The organism is Pigmentiphaga litoralis, assembly GCF_048632615.1.
In the GTDB taxonomy this organism is placed as follows: Bacteria; Pseudomonadota; Gammaproteobacteria; order Burkholderiales; family Burkholderiaceae_B; genus Pigmentiphaga; species Pigmentiphaga litoralis_B.
Window position 1 is genome coordinate 1,161,821 of record NZ_CP184479.1, and the last position, 21,163, is coordinate 1,182,983.

Annotated in this window: 21 protein-coding genes and 1 pseudogene; 5 read left to right on the forward strand and 17 right to left on the reverse strand. The window is 65.4% G+C overall.

The window, feature by feature from the left end; all coding sequences use genetic code 11:
- Nucleotides 1-70: 70 nt before the first annotated feature.
- Nucleotides 71-307: a helix-turn-helix domain-containing protein gene (locus ACNANG_RS05095; RefSeq protein ID WP_420226263.1), complete on the forward strand. Its 237-nt coding sequence runs from the start codon at nucleotides 71-73 to the stop codon at nucleotides 305-307.
- Between the two features lie 53 nt (nucleotides 308-360).
- Here the strand turns inward: ACNANG_RS05095 and arsC are convergent, their stop codons facing one another.
- The 5 genes from arsC to ACNANG_RS05120 form a co-directional block, all read right to left on the reverse strand.
- The gene (arsC, locus tag ACNANG_RS05100) at nucleotides 361-744 is read right to left on the reverse strand and encodes an arsenate reductase (glutaredoxin) (RefSeq protein ID WP_420226264.1); all 384 of its coding nucleotides are present in this window, start codon (nucleotides 742-744) and stop codon (nucleotides 361-363) included.
- A 2-nt stretch (nucleotides 745-746) separates the two neighbouring features.
- A complete protein-coding gene (locus ACNANG_RS05105) occupies nucleotides 747-2,573 on the reverse strand; it encodes an acyl-CoA dehydrogenase (RefSeq protein WP_420226265.1) in 1,827 nt (608 codons plus the stop codon).
- Nucleotides 2,574-2,735: 162 nt separating this feature from the next.
- On the reverse strand, nucleotides 2,736-3,671 hold the full coding sequence (locus tag ACNANG_RS05110; RefSeq protein WP_420226266.1) for an electron transfer flavoprotein subunit alpha/FixB family protein: 936 nt from the start codon (nucleotides 3,669-3,671) through the stop codon (nucleotides 2,736-2,738).
- A gap of 5 nt (nucleotides 3,672-3,676) precedes the next feature.
- Nucleotides 3,677-4,426 (reverse strand): electron transfer flavoprotein subunit beta/FixA family protein, encoded by a 750-nt coding sequence (locus ACNANG_RS05115; RefSeq protein WP_420226267.1) that lies wholly within the window; start codon nucleotides 4,424-4,426, stop codon nucleotides 3,677-3,679.
- Nucleotides 4,427-4,646: 220 nt separating this feature from the next.
- Nucleotides 4,647-5,570: a histone deacetylase family protein gene (locus tag ACNANG_RS05120; protein WP_420226268.1), complete on the reverse strand. Its 924-nt coding sequence runs from the start codon at nucleotides 5,568-5,570 to the stop codon at nucleotides 4,647-4,649.
- Nucleotides 5,571-5,777: 207 nt separating this feature from the next.
- Between ACNANG_RS05120 and mltB the strand changes: the two genes are divergently transcribed.
- The gene (gene mltB / locus ACNANG_RS05125) at nucleotides 5,778-7,028 is read left to right on the forward strand and encodes a lytic murein transglycosylase B (RefSeq protein ID WP_420226269.1); all 1,251 of its coding nucleotides are present in this window, start codon (nucleotides 5,778-5,780) and stop codon (nucleotides 7,026-7,028) included.
- A gap of 19 nt (nucleotides 7,029-7,047) precedes the next feature.
- Here the strand turns inward: mltB and cysM are convergent, their stop codons facing one another.
- The 7 genes and pseudogenes from cysM to ACNANG_RS05160 form a co-directional block, all read right to left on the reverse strand.
- Nucleotides 7,048-7,953 carry a cysteine synthase CysM gene (gene cysM, locus ACNANG_RS05130; protein ID WP_420226270.1) on the reverse strand — a complete coding sequence of 302 codons (906 nt, stop codon included), beginning with the start codon at nucleotides 7,951-7,953 and terminating at the stop codon, nucleotides 7,048-7,050.
- A gap of 29 nt (nucleotides 7,954-7,982) precedes the next feature.
- Nucleotides 7,983-8,654, reverse strand: a complete 672-nt coding sequence (locus tag ACNANG_RS05135) for a ComEA family DNA-binding protein (RefSeq protein WP_420226271.1) — start codon at nucleotides 8,652-8,654, stop codon at nucleotides 7,983-7,985.
- A 157-nt stretch (nucleotides 8,655-8,811) separates the two neighbouring features.
- Entirely contained in the window at nucleotides 8,812-9,801 is a 990-nt protein-coding gene (gene rfaD, locus ACNANG_RS05140) for an ADP-glyceromanno-heptose 6-epimerase (protein ID WP_420226272.1), read from the reverse strand.
- 98 nt (nucleotides 9,802-9,899) lie between these two features.
- A pseudogene (gene rfaE1, locus ACNANG_RS05145) lies at nucleotides 9,900-10,870 on the reverse strand (D-glycero-beta-D-manno-heptose-7-phosphate kinase).
- Nucleotides 10,863-12,104, reverse strand: a complete 1,242-nt coding sequence (gene lapB, locus ACNANG_RS05150) for a lipopolysaccharide assembly protein LapB (RefSeq protein ID WP_420226273.1) — start codon at nucleotides 12,102-12,104, stop codon at nucleotides 10,863-10,865. Before lapB ends, rfaE1 begins: the two are co-directional and overlap by 8 nt.
- A 9-nt stretch (nucleotides 12,105-12,113) precedes the next feature.
- The gene (locus ACNANG_RS05155; RefSeq protein ID WP_420226274.1) at nucleotides 12,114-12,440 is read right to left on the reverse strand and encodes a LapA family protein; all 327 of its coding nucleotides are present in this window, start codon (nucleotides 12,438-12,440) and stop codon (nucleotides 12,114-12,116) included.
- 58 nt (nucleotides 12,441-12,498) lie between these two features.
- Complete coding sequence (locus tag ACNANG_RS05160; RefSeq protein WP_420226275.1) at nucleotides 12,499-13,455, reverse strand: LysR substrate-binding domain-containing protein; 957 nt, start codon at nucleotides 13,453-13,455, stop codon at nucleotides 12,499-12,501.
- A 109-nt stretch (nucleotides 13,456-13,564) separates the two neighbouring features.
- Between ACNANG_RS05160 and ACNANG_RS05165 the strand changes: the two genes are divergently transcribed.
- Nucleotides 13,565-14,212: an NADPH-dependent F420 reductase gene (locus ACNANG_RS05165; RefSeq protein WP_420226276.1), complete on the forward strand. Its 648-nt coding sequence runs from the start codon at nucleotides 13,565-13,567 to the stop codon at nucleotides 14,210-14,212.
- 132 nt (nucleotides 14,213-14,344) lie between these two features.
- Nucleotides 14,345-15,181, forward strand: a complete 837-nt coding sequence (locus tag ACNANG_RS05170) for an alpha/beta fold hydrolase (protein WP_420226277.1) — start codon at nucleotides 14,345-14,347, stop codon at nucleotides 15,179-15,181.
- Nucleotides 15,182-15,282: 101 nt separating this feature from the next.
- Here ACNANG_RS05170 and ACNANG_RS05175 read toward each other — a convergent pair whose 3' ends face one another.
- From ACNANG_RS05175 to cmk, 3 genes are all read right to left on the reverse strand, one after another.
- The gene (locus tag ACNANG_RS05175; RefSeq protein WP_179590588.1) at nucleotides 15,283-15,585 is read right to left on the reverse strand and encodes an integration host factor subunit beta; all 303 of its coding nucleotides are present in this window, start codon (nucleotides 15,583-15,585) and stop codon (nucleotides 15,283-15,285) included.
- A 47-nt stretch (nucleotides 15,586-15,632) separates the two neighbouring features.
- On the reverse strand, nucleotides 15,633-17,342 hold the full coding sequence (gene rpsA / locus ACNANG_RS05180; RefSeq protein ID WP_179590590.1) for a 30S ribosomal protein S1: 1,710 nt from the start codon (nucleotides 17,340-17,342) through the stop codon (nucleotides 15,633-15,635).
- A gap of 250 nt (nucleotides 17,343-17,592) precedes the next feature.
- Nucleotides 17,593-18,267, reverse strand: a complete 675-nt coding sequence (gene cmk / locus ACNANG_RS05185; RefSeq protein WP_420226278.1) for a (d)CMP kinase — start codon at nucleotides 18,265-18,267, stop codon at nucleotides 17,593-17,595.
- Nucleotides 18,268-18,373: 106 nt separating this feature from the next.
- Here cmk and ACNANG_RS05190 point away from each other — a divergent pair, with 106 nt between their 5' ends.
- Nucleotides 18,374-18,646 (forward strand): DUF2061 domain-containing protein, encoded by a 273-nt coding sequence (locus tag ACNANG_RS05190; RefSeq protein ID WP_420226279.1) that lies wholly within the window; start codon nucleotides 18,374-18,376, stop codon nucleotides 18,644-18,646.
- On the opposite strand, the gene aroA is transcribed toward ACNANG_RS05190, so the two are convergent.
- Nucleotides 18,622-19,950, reverse strand: a complete 1,329-nt coding sequence (gene aroA / locus ACNANG_RS05195) for a 3-phosphoshikimate 1-carboxyvinyltransferase (RefSeq protein ID WP_420226280.1) — start codon at nucleotides 19,948-19,950, stop codon at nucleotides 18,622-18,624. The two genes, ACNANG_RS05190 and aroA, sit on opposite strands and share 25 nt — an antisense overlap.
- A gap of 220 nt (nucleotides 19,951-20,170) precedes the next feature.
- A complete protein-coding gene (locus ACNANG_RS05200) occupies nucleotides 20,171-21,139 on the reverse strand; it encodes a prephenate dehydrogenase (protein ID WP_420226281.1) in 969 nt (322 codons plus the stop codon).
- Nucleotides 21,140-21,163 lie beyond the last annotated feature (24 nt).

Sequence of the window (21,163 nt, forward strand, 5' to 3'; positions counted from 1 at the left end):
GCTACGTGCCCGCATGACGCCGGAAGCGCGGCACGCGGCGGATGACGTGGCAAACAGGCTTGAACACGAGATGGAACTCGCTGATCTGCGGCGGGCGCTCAGGCTGTCGCAGGCCGAGGTGGGTGATGCCTTGCAGATCAGGCAGGGGTCGGTCGCCAAAATCGAAAGGCGTACCGACATGCATGTCAGCACGCTGCGCCGATTCATCGAGGCGATGGGGGGCGAACTGGAACTGGTGGCAAGGTTCCCCGACCAGTCGATCACGATCCGCAACATTGCCGAACTGCCCGACCCAGGGCAAGCCTGATGCCAATCAGGTGCGCCCTTTCAGGGGCTACCTCGTCGCCTGCAATGTGAGGGTCAAGCTTCGGTATTGACCGGCGTCTCTTCGGGCGGGGGCAGGATCTCGCGCACCAGGTCGGACGGGCGGCAGAGGCGCACGCCCAGCTTGGTGGAGACGATCGGGCGGTTGATCAGGATCGGATTGTCCACCATCGCATCCAGCAGCTGTTCATCGGTCACGGCCGGATCGTTCAAGCCCATCTCGACATACAGCGACTCTTTCTGGCGGACCAGGTCACGCACTTCCACGCCAGCCTGGCGGGCCAGGCCGGCCAGGGTGTCGCGCGACGGCGGCGTCTTCAGGTATTCGATGATGGTCGGCTCGTAGCCCAGCGACTCCAGGAGCGCCAGCGTGGCCCGCGACGTGCCGCAGGCCGGATTGTGGTAGATGGTGGGTTGCATGATCAGAATTGGTCCGGATCGAGGGCGAGCACATCGGCGCTGCCTTCAAGAATCGCCGTGCGAAGGGCACTGGCGCGAGGCAGGATGTTAGAGCAATAGAAGCGGGCCGTCGCCAGCTTGCCGGTAAGGAAGGGTTCCAGATCGCCGGCCGCCATACGATCCCGGCACACCACGGCGGCGCGCGCCATTTGCCAGCCCCCGTGCACATAGCCGGACAGCATCAGGTAGGGCACGCTGCCGGCATGCACTTCCCGCGGCCGGGCCTTGCCCTGCTCCACCATGTAGTCGACGCAGGCTTCCAGATCGGCGATGCCCACGGCCAGGAATTCGGCGATGTCGCTCAGGTCGGCCAGGTTGGCACCCGCGACCGAGGTGGCGGGCGTCGACAGCAAGGCGGCATGCGTTTCGCGCATGGCGGCGATCACGCCGCGTGCCACCGTGCCCTGATCCCGGATGGTCTTGCGTCCGACCAGGTCATTGGCCTGGATGGCGGTAGTGCCTTCATAGATGGCCAGGATGCGGGCGTCACGGTAGTGCTGCGCAGCGCCCGTCTCTTCGATGAAGCCCATGCCGCCATGCACCTGCACACCTGCCGAGGTGACTTCGATGGCCATCTCGGTGGCAAAGCCCTTCACGATAGGCACCATGTACTCGTAAAAGGCCTGGTTCTTCTGGCGCACGTCGGCCTCCGGGTGCCGATGCGCGAAGTCGAATGCCCCGGCGGCCACGTACGCAATGGCGCGGGAGGCTTGCGTCAAGGCCCGCATCGTCATCAGGTTGCGGCGGACGTCGGGGTGATGCACGATCGCGACCGGACCGGCGGAGCCTTCCACCGCGCGGCTTTGCACCCGATCGCGCGCGTAGGCCACGGCCTGCTGCATGGCGCGCTCGGAAATCGCCACGCCCTGCACGCCCACCGCGAAACGCGCCGCGTTCATCATGATGAACATGGTTTCCAGGCCGCGATGTTCCGTCCCGATCAGGGTGCCGATGGCGCCGGCGCCCACGTCGCCCTGGTTGTCGCCAAAGAGCAGCACGGCCGTCGGGCTGGCCTTGATGCCCAGTTTGTGTTCGAGCGACGCGCACCAGACGTCGTTGCGCGGCCCCAGCGACCCATCGTCGTTGACCAGGAACTTGGGCACCATGAACAGCGAGATCCCCTTCACGCCGTCGGGTGCGTCGGGCAAGCGCGCCAGCACCATGTGCACGATGTTCTCGGCCAGGTCATGCTCGCCATACGTGATGTAGATTTTTTGCCCGTACAGGCGATAGGTGCCGTCACCCTGGGGCACGGCGCGCGTGCGCACCTGCGACAGATCCGACCCGGCCTGCGGCTCGGTCAGGTTCATGGTGCCGGTCCACGTGCCATCCACCAGCCTGGGCACATACCGCGCGCGCTGCGCGGGCGTGCCGGCCGTCAACAGGACTTCGATCGCGCCATCGGTCAGCAGCGGGCACAGGCCGAACGACAGGCTGGCTGCGTTCAGATTTTCCACGCACGGTGTCGCCACCAGCTTGGGCAGCCCCTGACCGCCAAATTCCGCGGGATGGGACAGCCCTTGCCAGCCGCCCTTTGCGAATTCGCGAAAGGCGGCCTTGAACCCTGGGGAGGTAGTCACCCTGCCGTCGGCCAGCGTGGCTGGCTGGCGATCCGCCGGGTGGTTCAGCGGCGCGACGGCGTCCTGCAGCAGCCGCGCGTTTTCTTCGAGGACGGCATCGACGATCTCGGGCGCGGCATCGTCGCCACCCGGGAGTTGCCGTACCTTGTCGAGCCCCGCGAGCTCGTCAAGAACAAAGCGGATGTCTCGTAAGGGTGCGACAAATGCCATGGGTATCCTCCGCCCGGCGGGTGGTGAAACAGCGCGCTGAAAACAAACACGCCGGCCCCTGGGAGGACCGGCGGTGGGAACTGCGGGGTGCTGTTGGCGCGGGTCGTGTCAGGTGACGCGCCCCGCGCCGGCAATCGGTTGCCTGGATTGCCCTGCGGCGACTTACAGCGCCTGGACCAGTTCCGGAACCGCCGTGAACAGGTCGGCCACCAGACCGTAGTCGGCCACGCCAAAAATGGGGGCTTCGGCATCCTTGTTGATCGCAACGATCACCTTGGAATCCTTCATGCCGGCCAGGTGCTGGATGGCCCCCGAAATGCCGATGGCCACATACAGCTGCGGCGCAACGATCTTGCCGGTCTGGCCGACCTGCCAGTCATTCGGCGCATAGCCTGCGTCCACTGCCGCGCGCGATGCGCCCATGGCCGCCCCCAATTTGTCGGCCAGCGGCTCGAGCAGCTTGAAGTTGTCGGCGTTGCCCATGCCGCGGCCGCCAGATACCACGGCCTTGGCAGCGGTCAGTTCCGGACGGTCGCTTTTGGCGACTTCGCGGCCGATGAAGGCGGCCTTGCCCGCATCGCCTACCGCCGACAGCGTTTCGACCGATGCCGACCCGCCCGTGGCGGCGGCGCCGTCGAAGGCGGTGGTGCGGACGGTGATGACCTTGACTGCGTCGGCCGATTGCACCGTGGCAATCGCGTTGCCCGCGTAGATCGGACGCTGGAAGGTATCGGGCGATTCGACGGCAATGATGTCGGACACCTGGGCCACGTCCAGCTTGGCCGCCACGCGCGGGGCAATGTTCTTGCCGTAGGCGGTCGCGGTGAACAGCAGGTGGCTGTACTGATTGCCACCGGCCACGGCCAGCACCTGCTCGGCCACGTTCTCGGCCAGGCCTTCGGCAAACGCGGGGGCGTCGGCCAGCAGCACCTTGCTGACACCGGCCACCTGAGCAGCGGCGTCGGCGGCGGCTTGCGCGCCTGAACCGGCGATCAGCACATGGATGTCGCCGCCGATCTTGACGGCCGCCGTGACGGCGTTCAGCGTGGCAGGCTTGAGGCTGGCGTTATCGTGTTCTGCAATGACGAGCGTTGTCATGATTGTCATACCACCTTGGCTTCGTTCTTGAGCTTGTCGACCAACGTCGCGACGTCGGCCACCTTGACACCGGCCTGGCGCGCAGGCGGCTCGGACACCTTGAGTGTCTTGAGGCGCGGCGCCACGTCCACGCCCAGGTCTTCCGGCTTGACCGTCTCGAGCGGCTTCTTCTTGGCCTTCATGATGTTGGGCAGCGTGACATAACGCGGCTCATTCAGGCGAAGGTCGGTCGTGACCACGGCCGGCAGCGTCAGCGACAGGGTTTCCAAGCCGCCGTCCACTTCGCGGGTGACCGTGGCCTTGCCGTCGGCAACGTCGACCTTGCTGGCGAACGTGGCCTGCGGCCAGCCCAGCAGCGCCGCAAGCATCTGGCCGGTCTGGTTGGAGTCGTCGTCAATCGCCTGCTTGCCAAGGATCACCAGCTGCGGCTGTTCCTTGTCGACCAGCGCTTTCAGCAGCTTGGCCACGGCCAGCGGTTGCAGGTCGGCAGTGGATTCGACCAGGATCGCGCGGTCGGCCCCGATGGCCATGGCGGTACGCAGCGTTTCCTGGCTTTGCGTCACGCCGCAAGACACGGCCACGACGTCGGTCGCCACGCCTTTTTCCTTGAGGCGCGTGGCCTCTTCGACGGCGATCTCGTCGAACGGATTCATCGACATCTTGACGTTCGCGATGTCCACGCCCGATTGATCAGACTTGACGCGTACCTTGACGTTGTAGTCAACCACACGCTTGACTGGCACAAGCACCTTCATGAAGCGGCCTCTCGAGTTGGGCCCCGGCTGCAAGCGCCCGGGGGATTACCAAAGGAATCTGTATCAGCCCTTTATTATGCCGCCATTTGCCAGGACGATCCTGAAGGGGGATACGGCCCGGCAGAAGGGTCGGAATCCTGGCCGCGCCGTGCGGCATGGACGTCCATGGTGCGGCATGGGCCGGATGGAACGCGGCATCCGGGCCGACGGGTGGCCCGGGTCAGATACCTGCCAACGCCCGGATATGCGCGGTCACGCTGCGGCCCAGCGCCGACAGGTTGTAGCCGCCTTCCAGGCTGCTGACGACGCGGCCCCGCGCGTGCGCCTGCGCCACGGCCATGATCTGCGTCGTGATCCAGGCAAAGTCCGCTTCCACCAGGCCCAGCTGGCCCAGGTCGTCTTCGCGATGGGCGTCGAAGCCGGCCGAAATCAGGATCAGTTGGGGCTTGAATTCGTGCAGGCGGGGCAGCCAGACGGTTTCCACCAGGTCGCGGATCGCACCCCCGGTCGTATAGGCGGGCACCGGCTGGTTCAACATGTTCGGCGCAGGATGGTCAGCGCCGCTATGCGGATAGAGGGGGTGCTGGAAGAAACCGCACATCAGGACGCGGGGATCGTTGCTCAATGCGGCTTCGGTGCCGTTGCCGTGGTGAACGTCGAAATCGATCACGGCCACCCGCTCCAGGCCGTGATGGTCCAGGGCGTGACGGGCGGCAATCGCGATGTTGCTCAAGAAACAGAAGCCCATCGCCCGATCGGGACAGGCATGGTGACCCGGCGGGCGGACCGAGCAGAAGGCGGTGTCCGACTCCCCGGCCAGAACGGCGTCGACCGCGGCAATGCTGGCGCCGGCCGCGTGCAATGCCGCGGCGTGCGTGTGCGGGTTGAGCGAGGTATCCGGATCGATCTCGGCGTAGCCCTTGGCCGGCGCGCGGCGGGCCAGCTCGGCCAGGTAAGCAGGTGTATGGACGCGCAACAACGCGTCGGGCGTGGCCGCGGGCGCTTCGCGCTCGTCCAGATGGGGCAGCACGCCCGAGGCAAGCAGCTGATCCGTGATGGCGTCAAGGCGTAGCGGCGTTTCGGGGTGCCATTCGCCCATTTCGTGCAAGCGGCATTCGGGGTGGGTAAAAAACAGCGTGGCCATGCGTGAAAAGGGTCTCCGACTTGCAACCGTGGCTGACACCGTGCAGCATCCTCGTTTTCCTTGCTTCAGCCAACCGGGTAATTACGCGTGCCTTTCTCCGATCGACTTTCCCGCCCCGCCTCCCTTCCGTCCCGAACCGCCTGGGTCCTTTGCCTGACCGCCGGCGTGCTGGCGGGCTGCGCATCCACCGGGCCGGCCGCGGGCGACATGATGTCGACCCCTGCGGCCGGAGGCACGACCGCCACTGCAACCGGTGCGACCCCGGGCGCTGCGCCCGGGACGGCGGAGGGCGGTGGTCGCTTCGGGGACGCTGGATCAGCAGCATCCGGCACGGCCGCAACCGGCAGTGCGGCATCGGGGGCGGCATTGGGGGCGACACCCGGGTCGGCTGCCGTCAGCCCGGCGGCGTCTGATTCTGCCACCGCCGGACCCGCCAGCGCTGGCGGAGCCACTTCCCTGCCGGTCGCGGTCACCCCCTCGCCAGCGCCTTCCATCGAGGTCGCGCCCTCGCCCAACGAGGGCAATGCGAAGGCCGCATTCGCCGCCGAAATGGCCCAGCGCGGACTCGACCCCGCCGACGTCGCGGCGATCCTGAAGCAGGCCCGGTTCTCGGCCACCGTGGCCAAGCTGGTGCTGCCCGCCGCCACGCCGTCGGTGCGCAGCTGGCCGCGCTACCGCGCCCGCTTTGTCGAACCGCGCCGCATCAAGGAAGGCGTGGACTTCTGGGCCAAGCACGGTCCCATGCTGGCGCGCACCGAAGCCAAGTACGGCGTACCCGCATCGATCATCGTATCGATCATCGGCGTCGAAACCTTTTACGGACGCGTCACCGGCAACTTCCGCGTGCTGGACGCGCTGTCCACCCTCGCCTTCGACTACCCGCCGCAAGCGCCCAATGACCGCAGCGCCTTCTTCCGTGAACAACTGGCGCAATTCCTGGTGCTGTGCAAGGAATCGGGGCTCGATCCGCTTTCGGTGCAGGGGTCCTACGCCGGCGCCATCGGCCTTCCGCAGTTCATGCCGGGCAGCCAGCGCCGTTATGCGGTTGACGGCGATGGCGACGGCAAGATCAACCTGCTGACCAGCCCCGATGACGCGATCGCTTCGGTCGCCAACTTCCTGATCGAGCATGGATGGAAGCCTGGCCAGCCCGTTTTCCTGCCGGTCCGCCTTCCCGCCGACCCGAAACCGCTCGTGGACGGCGGTCTGACGCCCACCTTGACCTGGCCCCAGCTCAACGCAGCCGGCGCCCGGATCATTAATGCCGACGGCACGTGGAGCGGCGCCTGGACGGACTGGAAGATGGGCGTGATCGACCTGTACGACGGCCCGACCGACACCACCGAATACCGCGTGGCCGCGCCCAACTTTTTTGCCATCACCCAGTACAACCGCAGCTATTTCTACGCGACGTCGGTGGCCGATCTGGCGGCGGAGCTGGACAAGAAGAAGCCCTGATCGCGTCAGGGATCGCTGCTCAGTTGAAGACGCCGGTGGACAGGTAGCGGTCGCCGCGATCACAGACGATGAACACGATGGTCGCGTTGCTGGCCTCTTCGGCCACACGCAGCGCCGTGACCAGCGCACCCGCCGCCGAAATGCCGGCAAAGATGCCTTCTTCGGATGCCAGCCGGCGCGCCATCTGCTCGGCATCGGCCTGCGTCACGTATTCCACACGGTCCACGCGGCTGCCGTCATAGATTGACGGCAGATAGGCTTCGGGCCACTTGCGGATGCCTGGAATCGACGAGCCTTCGGTCGGCTGGGCACCCACGATCTGGATACTGGAATTGCGCGATTTCAGATAGGTGGACACGCCCATGATCGTGCCGGTCGTGCCCATGGCGCTGACGAAGTGCGTCACGGCGCCGTCTGTGTCGTCCCAGATTTCCGGGCCGGTCGTCTCGACATGGGCCAGCGGATTGTCGGGGTTGGCAAACTGGTCGAGCACCTTGCCTTTGCCTTCGGATTGCATCGACAGGGCCAGATCGCGGGCGTATTCCATGCCGCCGCCTGCGGCTGGGGTCAGGATCAGTTCCGCACCGTAGGCGGTCATGGCCGCGCGGCGCTCGATCGACAGGTTGTCCGGCATGATCAGGACCATCTTGTACCCGCGGATGGCCGCCACCAGCGCCAGCGCGATGCCGGTGTTGCCGCTGGTAGCTTCGATTAGGGTGTCGCCAGGCCGGATCTCGCCCCGCTCTTCCGCGCGTTTGATCATGGAAAGCGCCGGCCTGTCTTTCACGGAGCCGGCGGGGTTGTTGCCCTCGAGCTTGCCAAGAATGACGTTGCCGCGCGCCGCGTTGCCCGCACCGGGAATCCGCTGCAGGCGCACCAGTGGCGTCTTGCCAATGGTGTCTTCAATGGTGGGATAGGATTTCATAGGTCGATGATAACTCCGCGCGAGCCGGTTCAATGGCCCTTGCCCTTACTGGCATCAGGCGTATTCACGATCAGCGCCGGCGGCATCCGCGAGGGATCCGGGGCCGGCGGAAACGCCGAGGTGCGGGCCGGAGGAACCGGCGTCATGTTGCGCTGATGCGTCTTGGCGGGCGATCCCGCCGGCAGGACGCGAGCCGCCGTACCCACGGTCAACCCCTGCGCCGCCAGCCGTTCGGCCCGCTTGGGTCCGATGCCGCGCACCCGACCCGCGAACTCCTCGAACGACGAGAACTGTCCGCGCTGCTGGCGTTCCTTCACGATCAATGCCGCCGTCTTGGGTCCGATGCCGCGGATGCCTTCCAGCTGCGGCTCGGTGGCGGTGTTGACGTCAAGCCCGTAAGCGGCGCCCGGTGTTCCAAGCGACATCCCGCCCGCGGTCAGCGCGGCCAGGAAAACAAAATGATGCGTGCGGCGCCGGACGGCGCGTGCGCGCCTTGTCGGGACGGCCACCGTCGCCATGGCCTCTTGCGCCGGCCTCACTTCGGGCAATTCCGGGCTGGGGGCAGACCACTGGCCCACGGCCAGTTCCTCGGCCGACAGCCCGCACAATGCCGTTTCAGCAGCGCCCGCGCCAGCCGATGGCGGCGCGGTACCTGGATCGGCCGAGGGCCGGGCGCAGGCGGATTCAAGGAAGGGATTCATGGGTCGGCTCCAGACACGTTGCTGCCCGCGTTCCGGCCGGCTGGCACGGATACGCAAAGGCAGGTCAGGTCGCCATCGTGCGCCGACCGGCCGCCCAACGGGGCCGCGGCGCGCCGCAATGTCCTAGCGCAACGCTACGTAGGGAACCCGGTGCCGCTCATTGCTTGGCGCGCAGCGCCCGCACGTACTCCGACACGCCCGTCTGCACATCCCGCATCGGCGCCGTGTAGCCGGCTTCGCGCAGTTGTGTCGTGTCGGCCTGGGTGTAGCTCTGATAGCGGCCCTTCAGGTCATCCGGGAACGGGACATACCGGATCAGCCCCTTCGAAACCAGTTCGTCCAGTGGCAGCGCCGCCTCGCCCTGCTCTTCCCGCAATGTGTTCACCACCGCCATCGCCACATCATTGAAGGGCTGGGCGCGGCCGGTGCCGCAGTTGTAAACGCCCGGCTGATCGTGGTTTTCCAGGAAGTGAAGGTTCACTGCAACAGCGTCGTGCACCGAAATGAAGTCGCGTTGCTGACCGCCATCGGGATAGCCGTCCCAGCCACCGAACAGCCGCACGTGCCCTTCGGACAGGAACTGGTTCATGTTGTGGAAGGCGACCGATGCCATGCGCCCCTTATGCTGTTCGCGCGGGCCGTACACATTGAAATAACGCAGGCCGATCACGGGGGCGGTCAGCTTGCCCAGGTACCGCCGCAGCACCTGGTCGAACAGGAACTTCGAATAGCCATACACGTTCAGCGGCTTTTCGTACTTGAGGTCTTCCACGTAGTCCGGGCCGGCGCCATACACCGCCGCCGACGACGCATAGATAAGCGGAATACGCTGCTGCTGCGAGTAGTCGAACAGCTCATGCGTGACGCGGTAATTGTTGTCCATCATGTAGGCGCCATTGCGCTCGGTCGTGTCCGAGCACGCACCCTGATGCAGGATGGCGTCGATGGGAGGCAGGCTGCGGTCCATGACACGCTTGCGGAATTCTGCCTTGTCCATGTAATCGGCGATCTGGCCATCGACCAGGTTGACGAACTTGTCCCCCTCCAGCAGATCGTCCACCGCCAGGATGTCGCGATGCCCCTTGGCATTCAGCCCCTGGACGATGTTGCTGCCGATGAATCCCGCGGCGCCGGTGACGATGATCATGATGTGGTTCCTGTTTCGTGGCGAACGACGCGCGGCCCACTCACGCACGCGGTCCACCGGTTGAAATTCGTACGGGGCCGGTGGCCCCCGTGGTGGGGTCAGCCTGCTTGCGCCGCGCTCAGTTCGGCCGGCGTGACAATGGACGTCCCCAGCTTTCCGACCACGATACCGCCGGCAAGGTTCGCCCAGCGCATGGCGTCGTGCAGGTCCAGCCCGGCCGCCTGCATCACCGCCAGCGTGGCAATGACGGTATCGCCCGCGCCCGATACGTCGAATACCTCACGCGCCTGCGCGCCGATATGGTCCCGGCCGTCGGCCGTGTACAAGGTCATCCCAAGCTCGGACCGGGTCACCAGCAGCGCCTGCAAGTCCAGCGCTTCGCGCAGCCGCTGGGCCCGTTCAGCCAGTTCGTCGTCGTCGCGCCAGCGGCCCACCGCATCGCGCATTTCGGACTGGTTGGGCGTGACCAGGGTCGCGCCGCGATAACGGCTGTAGTCATCCCCCTTGGGGTCGACCAGAATGATGCAATCGTGGCGCCGGGCCAGAGCGATCAGCGGCTCGACATGTTCCAGCACGCCCTTCGCATAGTCCGACAGGACCACGACATCGTGATCGCTCATCAGGGTCGCCACCCGTTCCGCCAACGCCACCAGGGTGTCGGGGCCGGGGCTCTGCTCGAAATCCACTCGCAGCAACTGCTGCTGCCGGCCCAGCACGCGCATTTTCATGGTGGTCGGGATCCGGGCATCGGTGACCAGTTCGGCCGTCACGCCCGCTTCGGCGCACAGGCGCGAAATGGCCGCGCCCGAATCGTCGTTGCCGACGATCCCGACCAGGGTCACTCGCGCACCCAGCACCGCCACATTGCGCGCCACGTTGGCCGCGCCCCCAGGCGGTCTTCGCTGCGCGACACCCGTACCACGGGCACCGGCGCTTCCGGCGAGATCCGGTCGACTTCGCCGAACCAATACCGGTCCAGCATGACGTCGCCAATGACAAGGACTCGCGCCGACTGGCGCACGGCGTCCGAAGGAAAGGGCTGGCCTGGAGCGGCCTTGGTGTCAGACATCCAGTTCTTCCAAACGTTTGGGCGAGTAGGTCTCCCAGGCGTTGCAGCCCGGGCACTGCCAATGAAAGCGCTTTGCCTTGAAGCCGCAGGCGCGGCACGCGTACCGGTCCAGCCGCTGCGTGTGTTTGTGGATCAGGCTGCGCATCAGCGCCACGTCTTCCACCGACAGCGCGGTGCAGCTGCCCGGCACGGTCTCGATCGCGGGAGGCGTCTCGGCGCCGCGCGCCAGTTGCGCTTCGAGCATGCGGTCCAGGCCCAGCAGCGACGGATTGCGTTGCAGGGCAGCCCGCGCAAACGCCCACGCGTCCGCCGCGCCATGCAGACGGCCGCGCGCCAGGAAAATGGTATTGAACAGGTCCAGCGACGGATGCCGCGCGTAATGGGCTTCCAGCTGTTCCAGCCCGTCGTTTTCCCGCTGCGTGGCCCGATAGTTGGTCAGGAAGGCTTCGGCAATCAGGCCGACATAATCCGGATGCGAGGCCAGGATGGACTTGAGCTGCAGGCGCTGCGCGCGCAGGTCGCCTTCGCGCAGCGCCAGGTCGGCCCGCATGATGGCGATCCGCACGTGCGGCGGCGCCTCGGCGCTGCGCTGCGCCAGTTCCGAGGCATGCGTGGCGGCGTCCAACGCGTGGGTCGCGGCGTCGATATCGGGCACCGGCAACGCCAGGGCGGCAGCCGCCTCTTCGCAATGGAAATGCACCGCCTGCGGGACCGGTTCGTCGACCAGGCCCTGCAGCGCGTGCACCGCCTGGATCGCAGCCGGCCAGTCCCGCTCGGTTTCGTGAATGCGGATCAGGGCGCGCAAGGCATCGGGCGCGAATCGGGTCGGCTTCAATTGATCGAAGGCGGCTTCGGCCCGGTCCAGCATGCCGGCGCGCAGGTAGTCCTGCGCCAGTTCGTTCATGGCCTGCTCGCGCTGGCTGACTGGAAGATCCGGCCGCTGCAGCAGGCTCTGGTGCACGCGGATCGCGCGTTCGATCTCGCCCCGGCGCCGGAACAGGCTGCCGAGCGCGAAGTGAAGATCGGTGGTTTCGGGATCGAGCTTGGCGACTTCGACAAAAGCGTCGATCGCCCGGTCGTGCTGCTCGTTCAGCAGGAAGTTCAGCCCGCGAAAATAAGAGTCGGGCAGGTTGCGGTTCTCGGACAGCATCTGCCGCACGTCGACCCGCGCCGCAATCCAGCCGAGTCCGAACAGCAAGGGAACGGCGATCAACCACCAGGGTTCGAAATCCACGGGCGCGCCTTACAACGGAGACAGCGGAACGTAGACGTCGGGCGATGGCGGCCCTTCCGGCTGGATCGCGGTCGCGGGCACGAGCGCGCGAGTGCGTTCCAGTTCGCGGCGCAGCGTGGCCATTTCACGGCGGCGGCGCAAGACGGCCGGCACGGTCAGCAGCAGCCCGAACACGGTCCCCGCAACGAAGCAACCCAGCATCACCACGATGAGCGGCACCTCGCTGATCAGGCGATCGGCAAAGAAATACACCGTGACGCGATCCGTGTTTTTCAACGCGAAGAGCAGCACCACGACAAAGATCAGCAAGCGCAACGCCCAGACGAGATATCGCATTGTCGATGCTCCAGGAAAGAAGTAGGGAGCGATTGTAAGCCGGGCAGCGTTGCGCCGGTTACCGGGACGACGCCTTGCGTAGGGACACGCCGAGGCTGCCCGCCAGGCGCTCGGCCAGATGCTGGGTTTCGAACGCCTCGGTCACCCATTCGATGAAGACCCGTGTCTTGGCGGGCAGCAGGGCTCGCGATGCGTAGTACAGCGAGATCGCGCCGGCATCGGCGTACCAGTGAGGCGCCAGCCGCACAAGGCGGCCCGCTTCCAGCTCCGGCAGCACGTCGGGCACCGCAAGCATTGCGGCGCCCAAGCCCAGCAGCGCCGCGTCCCGCATGGCCGCGGGTTCGTTCAGGACCAAGGTCTCGCGTAGCGGCGCGGCCATTTCGTTGCCGGCCACGTCGCGCATCGTCCACTGGCGCCCCCTGCCGGTCCGCGGTGTACGCATCACGATTCCGTCGAGATCCGCCAGACCGCCTGGATCCGCCGGTAGCGGACGTCCTGCCAGGTAGCCGGGCGACGCGACCGCAACGATGTGCGCGGGCGCCAGCGTGCGGGCAATGATCCCGGGCGTGAGGTCGAAGCCGCCGCCGATGGCCGCATCGTAACCTTCGGCAATCAGGTCGACCGGACGCGTTTCGAAATGCCAGTCGGGGCGGATGCGGGGGTAGCGAGCCAGAAATGCCGGCAGCAGCGGCAGGATATGGGTGGTGCCCAGCAGCGGGGGCAGGCTGACCTTGAGTACACCGGCGGGCTCGCCGCCATCGGTGGCGACCGAGGCAATGGCGGCCTGCAGGCCCAGCAGATGGTCGGTGACGGCCAGGCGAAAGGCTTCGCCAGCTTCCGTCAGCGCAAGGCTGCGGGTGGACCGGTGGAACAGCCGCACGCCCAGATTCCGTTCAAGCATGGCGACATTCCGGCTGACCGCCGCCGGGGTCAGCGACAGACGCCGTGCGGCTTCCGAAAAGCTGCCCGATTCGGCGCTGCGAACGAACGATTCCAGGTTGGCCAGCGTTTCCATGGGCTGATTGTAAAGCGATCGTTGAAGATCAAACCAGCGATTAATGGCTTATCAGGGCGGAGTGACGCCTCCACAATGCCTCATCGACCTTTCACATGGAGCACCCATCATGACCACTTCCACCCCCACCTCGCCTGCCGCCGCAGCCGCGCGCGACCTCAGCATCGGCATCATCGGCGCTGGCAACATCGGCCGCGCCATTGCTATCGCGCTGGCCCGCGCCGGCATCTCGGCCACGCTGTCGAACAGCCGTGGTCCCGAGAGCCTGGCCGAGACGGTTGCTGCGATCGGACCCACGATCCAAGCCGGCACGCGAGACGAGGCGGCCGCCAAGGACATCGTCTTTGTCGCCGTGAACTGGTCCAAGCTGCCTGCCGCGCTGGCGGGACTGCCGGATTTCGGCCAACGCATCGTGATCGACGCCAACAATCCGATCGAAGCGCCGCTGTTCAAGCCCGCCGATTTGCAGGGACGCAGCTCGTCCGAGGTGGTGGCCGATCTGGTGCCCGGCGCGCGTCTGGTCAAAGGCTTCAACCACCTGCTGGCGGACCTCGTTTCTGGCGACCCTCGACGCGAAGGCGGACGACGCGTACTGTTCTATTCCGGGGATGACGCGCAGGCAAAGGCCGACGTGGCCGCTTTGATCGACCGTCTGGGCTTCTTCGGCATCGACCTGGGTGCCCTCGCGATCGGGTCCCGCCTTGCGCAGTTTCCTGGCGGCCCGCTGCCTGCTCTCAATCTTGTCAAATTCGGCTGACACGCTGTCACCCTTGCAATCGCCTGTCCGTTGCGCACGCCTTCCGGCGCTGCGCGGCGTCGTCCACACCGCAAGCCCACGTTCGTTGCGCCACCCCGTGTCGCACGTTTTTGACCCTACCGGAGCTTCGCCATGCCTTTCATCACCACCTCTGACAACGTCAACATCTTCTACAAGGACTGGGGCCCGAAGACCGCCCAGCCCATCATGTTCCATCACGGCTGGCCGCTGTCGTCCGACGACTGGGACGCGCAGATGCTGTTCTTCGTGCAGCACGGCTTTCGGGTCGTCGCGCATGACCGCCGGGGCCATGGCCGGTCCGACCAGGTGTCGGAAGGCCATGACATGGACCACTACGCCGCCGATGCCTTTGCGGTTGCCGAGGCGCTGGACCTGAAGAACGCCGTCCACATCGGTCATTCGACCGGCGGCGGCGAAGTTGCGCGGTACGTGGCGAAACACGGGCAAGCTGCGGGGCGGGTGGCCAAGGCGATCCTGGTGTCGGCCGTGCCGCCGCTGATGGTCAAGACGGACTCGAACCCCGACGGCTTGCCGATGGACGTATTCGACGGTCTGCGCAGTGCGCTTGCAGCCAACCGCGCGCAATTCTTTACCGATCTGCCGACCGGCCCGTTCTACGGCTTCAACCGCGAAGGCGCCACCGTGCACCCTGGCGTGATCCAGAACTGGTGGCGCCAGGGCATGATGGGCAGCGCCAAAGCCCATTACGAAGGCATCAAGGCGTTTTCGGAAACCGATCAAACCGACGATTTGACGTCGATCACCGTACCGACCCTGCTGCTGCATGGCGAAGACGACCAGATCGTGCCGATCGGCGCCGCCGCGCTCAAGGGCATCAAGCTGCTGCCCAACGCCACCCTCAAGACCTATCCGGGCTACTCGCACGGCATGCTGACGGTCAATGCGGATGTCCTGAACGCCGACCTGCTTGCGTTCATTCAGGCCTGAAGACGGAAGCGCCGCAATGCGGCGCGTTCGTTCCAGGCAATAAAAAACCCCGGCAACCTTGCAGCTGTCGGGGTTTTCGTTTTGCCGGCGCGCCGCCCGTTCTACACGGGAGGCGGTTCGGCCGCGGCAACGTCGACACGTTCCCGCAGTTCCTTGCCGGCCTTGAAGTGCGGCACCCGTTTTTCAGGTACCAGCACCCGTTCGCCGGACTTGGGATTACGGCCTATGCGCGGTGGGCGCTTCGACAGCGAAAAGCTGCCGAAACCCCGGATCTCGATACGATGGCCTTCCGATAAGGACTGGGCCATCGCGTCGAGGATCGTTTTTACCGCGTAATCGGCATCCTTGGCGACCAGCTGGGGATAGCGGGCCGCCAAACGCGCGATCAACTCGGATTTCGTCATGGAGTCCATGCCTGGGCGAGCCGAAAGCATCGTCTGTCAGGAAGCCATCAGCCGTTTTCGCGTTCGTTGAGCTTGGCCTTGAGCAGTGCGCCCAGGTTGGTCGTGCCCGACGATGCGCTGGCATCCGACATACGCTGGATGGCGTCAGCCGTCTCTGCGCTGTCCTTGGCCTTGATCGACAGCTGGATCGAACGCGTCTTGCGGTCGATGTTCAGGATCATGGCGTCGATGTTGTCGCCCACCTTGACGATGGTCGATGCATCTTCCACGCGGCCCGACGACATCTCGGAAGCGCGCAGGTAGCCTTCGACGTCCACCGACAGGGTAACGACTGCACCCTTGGGTTCGACCGACTTGACGGTGCCAGGAACCACGGCGCCCTTGTCGTACGTGCCGACGAAGTTGGTGAACGGATCGCCCTCCAGCTGCTTGATGCCCAGCGAGATACGTTCCTTGTCGGTGTCGATGCCCAGAACCACGGCTTCGACTTCGTCGCCCTTCTTGAAGTTGCGCACGGCTTCTTCGCCGGTTTCGCTCCAGGACAGGTCGGACAGGTGCACCAGGCCGTCGATGCCGCCAGGCAGACCAACGAACACGCCGAAGTCGGTGATCGACTTGATGGCGCCGCGGACCTTGTCGCCACGCTTGTGGTTGATCGAGAATTCTTCCCACGGATTCGCGCGGCACTGCTTCATGCCCAGCGAGATACGGCGGCGGTCTTCGTCGATTTCCAGAACCATGACTTCGACTTCATCGCCCAGGGTGACAACCTTCTTGGGATCGACGTTCTTGTTGGTCCAATCCATTTCGGACACGTGGACCAGGCCTTCGATGCCGGCTTCGACTTCGACGAATGCGCCGTAGTCCGTGAGGTTCGTGACCTTGCCGAACAGACGCGTGCCTTGCGGGTAGCGGCGTGCGAGGCCCACCCAGGGATCTTCGCCCAGCTGCTTGACGCCCAGCGAGACGCGGTTCTTTTCCTGGTCGAACTTGAGGACCTTGGCCTGGATTTCCTGACCGACGGTAAGCACTTCCGACGGGTGACGCACACGACGCCATGCCAGGTCGGTGATGTGCAGCAGGCCGTCGATGCCGCCCAGGTCCACGAATGCGCCGTAGTCGGTGATGTTCTTGACCACGCCGTTGACGATCGCGCCTTCGTGCAGCGTTTCGAGCAGCTTCTGACGCTCTTCGCCCATGTTGGCTTCGAGCACGGCACGGCGCGACAGCACGACGTTGTTGCGCTTGCGGTCGAGCTTGATGACGCGGAATTCGAGGGTCTTGCCTTCGTACGGCGTGGTGTCCTTGACAGGACGCAGGTCGACCAGCGAACCCGGCAGGAAGGCGCGGATTGCGTTGGTCATGACGGTCAGGCCGCCCTTGACCTTGCCAGTGATGGTGCCGGTGACCAGGTCGCCGGATTCCAGCGCCTGCTCGAGTTGCAGCCAGGCAGCCAGGCGCTTGGCGCGGTCACGCGACAGAACCGTGTCGCCGTAGCCGTTTTCCAGCGCGTCGATCGCGACGGAGACGAAGTCGCCTTCCGACACTTCGAGTTCGCCCTTGTCATTCAGGAATTCTTCGAGCGGGATCAGAGCCTCGGACTTCAGGCCAGCGTTGACCACCACGAAGTTATGGTCGATGCGCACCACTTCAGCAGTGATGACCTCGCCAGACTTCATCTCTTGTTTCTTGATGCTTTCTTCAAACAGTGCGGCGAAACTTTCTTCGCCTGCTGGAATTTCGGAAACCGAAGACATTGTTGTGTTGTACCGGGGTTACACACCTTCATTGGGGGCAGACGAGGATTCGTCCTGGAACCGTACCAATCGGTGGAGTCAAACAACCTCATTGCTGAGGGCCAATCAGCGCACTCGAACCAAAGCCTGTGCGCTGTCCTGCGAAAAAGTCTGTGGAGCTTCGCCGCCATGCCTGACGGGATCGGGGTGGCTTCCCTCTACTACCCTCTGGGTAGTTTCCCTCTACTACCCTCTGGGTAGTTTCCCTCTACTACCCTCTGGGTAGCTTCCCCTTATACCAGGCCATTACCTGGGCGACTGTCTGGTCGATCGACAGATCGGACGAATCGAGCACCAGGGCATCGTCCGCCGGGAAAAGCGGGGCATTGACCCGCTGCATATCGCGCGCATCGCGCGCTTCCAAATCATGCAAAAGGGTTAAGAGGTTAGCCGAAAAACCCTTTTCGATCAACTGGTTATACCGCCGTTCGGCCCGCGCCTGGGCGCTGGCTACCAGGAACACCTTCAGGATGGCATCGGGGAACACCACCGTGCCCATGTCCCGGCCGTCGGCCACCAGTCCCTGCGGCTGGCGGAACGCGCGCTGGCGCTCCAGCAAAGCGGCCCGCACCGGGCCCAACGCCGCGACCTGCGACGCCCCATTGCCGACGGCTTCCTGGCGGATCGCTTCGCCCACATCCTGGCCGTCCAGGTACACCCCCAGTTCATGGAACCGGACATCCAGCTGTCCCGCGATCTCCGCCACCTGATCCACCGCATCCAGCGGAATACCGCGCTTCATGCACGCCAGCGCCGTCAGCCGATACAAGGCGCCGCTATCCAGCACATGCCAGCCGAGCTGCTGCGCCACGCGGTGGGCGATAGTGCCCTTGCCCGAGGCAGTCGGTCCGTCGATAGCGATAACCTGCACGTGCGCGCCGTTCATTTGTCTTTTCCTATCAATGCAATGAAATCTATTGTCTTGAAGCTCAACGCCGAAAACCCAATAATGAGATCAATTCTCAATTGGCAATTACGCTTACGGAGTATCCATGGCCAAGACCCTTGCCTTCGGCGGCGTGCACGTCGTGACCGCGTTCAGCGTGACCTACTTGATCACTGGCAGTGTGGCGATGAGCGGCGCCGTGACCTTTATCGAGCCCATCGTCAACACGGTGGTCCATTATTTCTTTGACCGCGCCTGGGAAAAGCGGGAGCGCGCCAAAGCGTTGCGCACCCAGGCTCGCTCGGCGGGCGCATACGGTCAAGCGCCAGGACAGCTTGCGGGCCAATCCGCCGGTCAACCCGCGACCAGCCCGGCGTAAACGTCGAAATAGGTCGGGAAGGTCTTGCTGACGCAATTCGGGTCCAGGATGCGAACTGGCTGATTGCCGAACGCGGCCAGCGAAAAGCACATGGCCATGCGGTGGTCATCCCAGGTGCCGATCTCGGCAGGCGTCCAGCGTGCCGGTGGCGTCACGGTCAGGCTGTCGTGCGTGGCCGTGACCGTCGCGCCCAGCTTGCGCAGCTCGGTTTCCATGGCGTGGATGCGGTCGGTTTCCTTCACGCGCCAGCTGGCGATATTGCGCAATGTGCACGGACCGTCCGCATACAAGGCCAGGACCGCCGCCGTCATGGCCGCATCGGGAATCAGGTTGAAGTCGCTGTCGAACGCGCGCAAGCGCTCGCCGTCGGCCACACGCACCCCGGTCGTCTCTATCCAGTCCGGTCCGGTGCGGACCGTGGCGCCCATCGCGGCCAGGGTGTCCGCAAAGGCCACATCGCCCTGGATGCTGCCCTCGCCCACGCCCGTCACGCGGACGGGGCCGCCGCCAATGGCGCCCAGCGCCAGGAAATACGACGCCGACGACGCATCGCCCTCCACCAGGATCTGTCCGGGCGACGCGTAGCGAGCGTTTGCCGGCACGGTAAAACGCGTCCAGCCGTCGCGTTGCGCCGTCACGCCAAAGCGCGCCATCAGGTTCAGGGTGATCTCGACATACGGTTTCGAAATCAACTCGCCTTCCACCTCGATGACGAAATCGCGACCCGTTGCCGCCGTGGCCAGGGGCGCCGCCAGCAGCAATGCGGTCAGGAACTGGCTCGATACCGATCCGTTCACCCGCACCGGGCCCTTCAGCGTCAGATCGCCCACCCCGATCGATAGCGGCGGGTAGCCTTCCTTGCCTTGATACGCCACGCGCGCGCCAAGCATGCGCAACGCGTCGACCAGGTCGCCGATCGGGCGTTCATGCATGCGTGGCACGCCACTCAGCAGATAATGCCCGCCCATCATGGCCAGCGCCGCGGTCAGCGGACGGATTGCCGTGCCGGCATTGCCCATGAAGAGCGTGGCGTGCGAGCCGGGAAAACGGGGCGCGCCCGTGACGGACACTTCACTGGTGTCAGCACCCTGCACCACCGGCACCCCCAGCGCACGCAAGGCGGCCAGCATGACGCGGGTATCGTCCGAATCCAGCAGCCCCGTGACGCGGGTCGTGCCTTCGGCCAGGGCCGCCAGCAACAGCACGCGGTTCGAAATGCTTTTGGAGCCCGGCAGCGCCACGGTGCCCCGGGCGGTGCGCACCGGCGGCAGGTCGAGATGGGGCAGATGCGGGGCGTCGGACATGGCGGAGCTCAGGGTAAAGGTCAGGCTGGAAAGTCAGGGCGGAGAATCAGGGCAGAAATCAGGGCATCGGGGCTGACATCGGGACAGAGAATCAGGGCTGATAGTCGGGGCAAGATCGCCGCAGCTCACTGCGAGCGGTGAACCCGGCTACAAGCAATCAATCCGGCTGCAAGCGATCAACCCGGCTACAGCGATCAACCCGGCTTATCAAAGCGACGGGTCAGACGTCGATCGACGGCGCAGCTTGCGTATCGCCACACTGCGGCACGTTGCCGGCCGGCGGCTCGGCGGCATGCGCCTCGCCCCAATTACGGCGGACCGATGAAATCGCCTGCAGCAGCATCGTCAGTTGTTCGGTGTCGCCATGGCGGATCGCCCGTTCGAACATGTCGAGCATACCGCGCACCTGCGCGACCTCGTCCAGCAGCATGTCGGAATTGGCCAGGAAGATATCGCGCCACATGTCGGGCGATCCGCCCGCGATCCGCGTGAAATCCCGGAACCCACTGCCGGCCAGGTCCAGCCGCAACGCTGTGTCGGGCGCACCGATCACCTGCCCCATGTAGGCAAAGGCCAGCAGATGCGGCACATGGCTGACCGAAGCCAGCGCGCGGTCGTGCAACTCCGGAGTCATCAGGCGGACGTCCGCGCCGCACAGCTCCCAGGCCAGTTGAACGAATTCGACGTCGGCCCGGGTGTTCTGTTGCAGCGGCGTCAGGATCACGTCGCGGCCCTGATACAGCCCGGCCTGCGCCGCGTCGGGGCCGCTCTGCTCGCTTCCTGCGATCGGGTGGCCCGGCACGAACTGGTTGATGCGGTCGCCCATCGCGGCTTGCGCGGCGGCGATCACATCCCGTTTGGTGCTCCCGACATCGGTCACGACAGCATGTTCGGGAAGATGCGGCAGCAGCGCAGCCAGGGTGGCTTCGGTTGCACCCACTGGCACCGACAGCAGCACCAGATCGGCCTGGGCCACCGCGTGTTCAAGCGGCAGGAATTCGTCGATCAGGCCGAGGTCCCGTGCGCGTTCCAGACTGGCGGCCTGGCGGCCCACGCCAATGACCTTGCCGACCTGGCCCACCTGCCGCAACGCAGCGGCGAACGACCCACCGATCAGGCCGACACCCACCACGACCAGCACGGGAACAAGCGGCGCGCCGGGCGCGGTCGGAGGAGTAGGAAGGGTCATGCAGCTACAGGAAAGAAGGGGCCA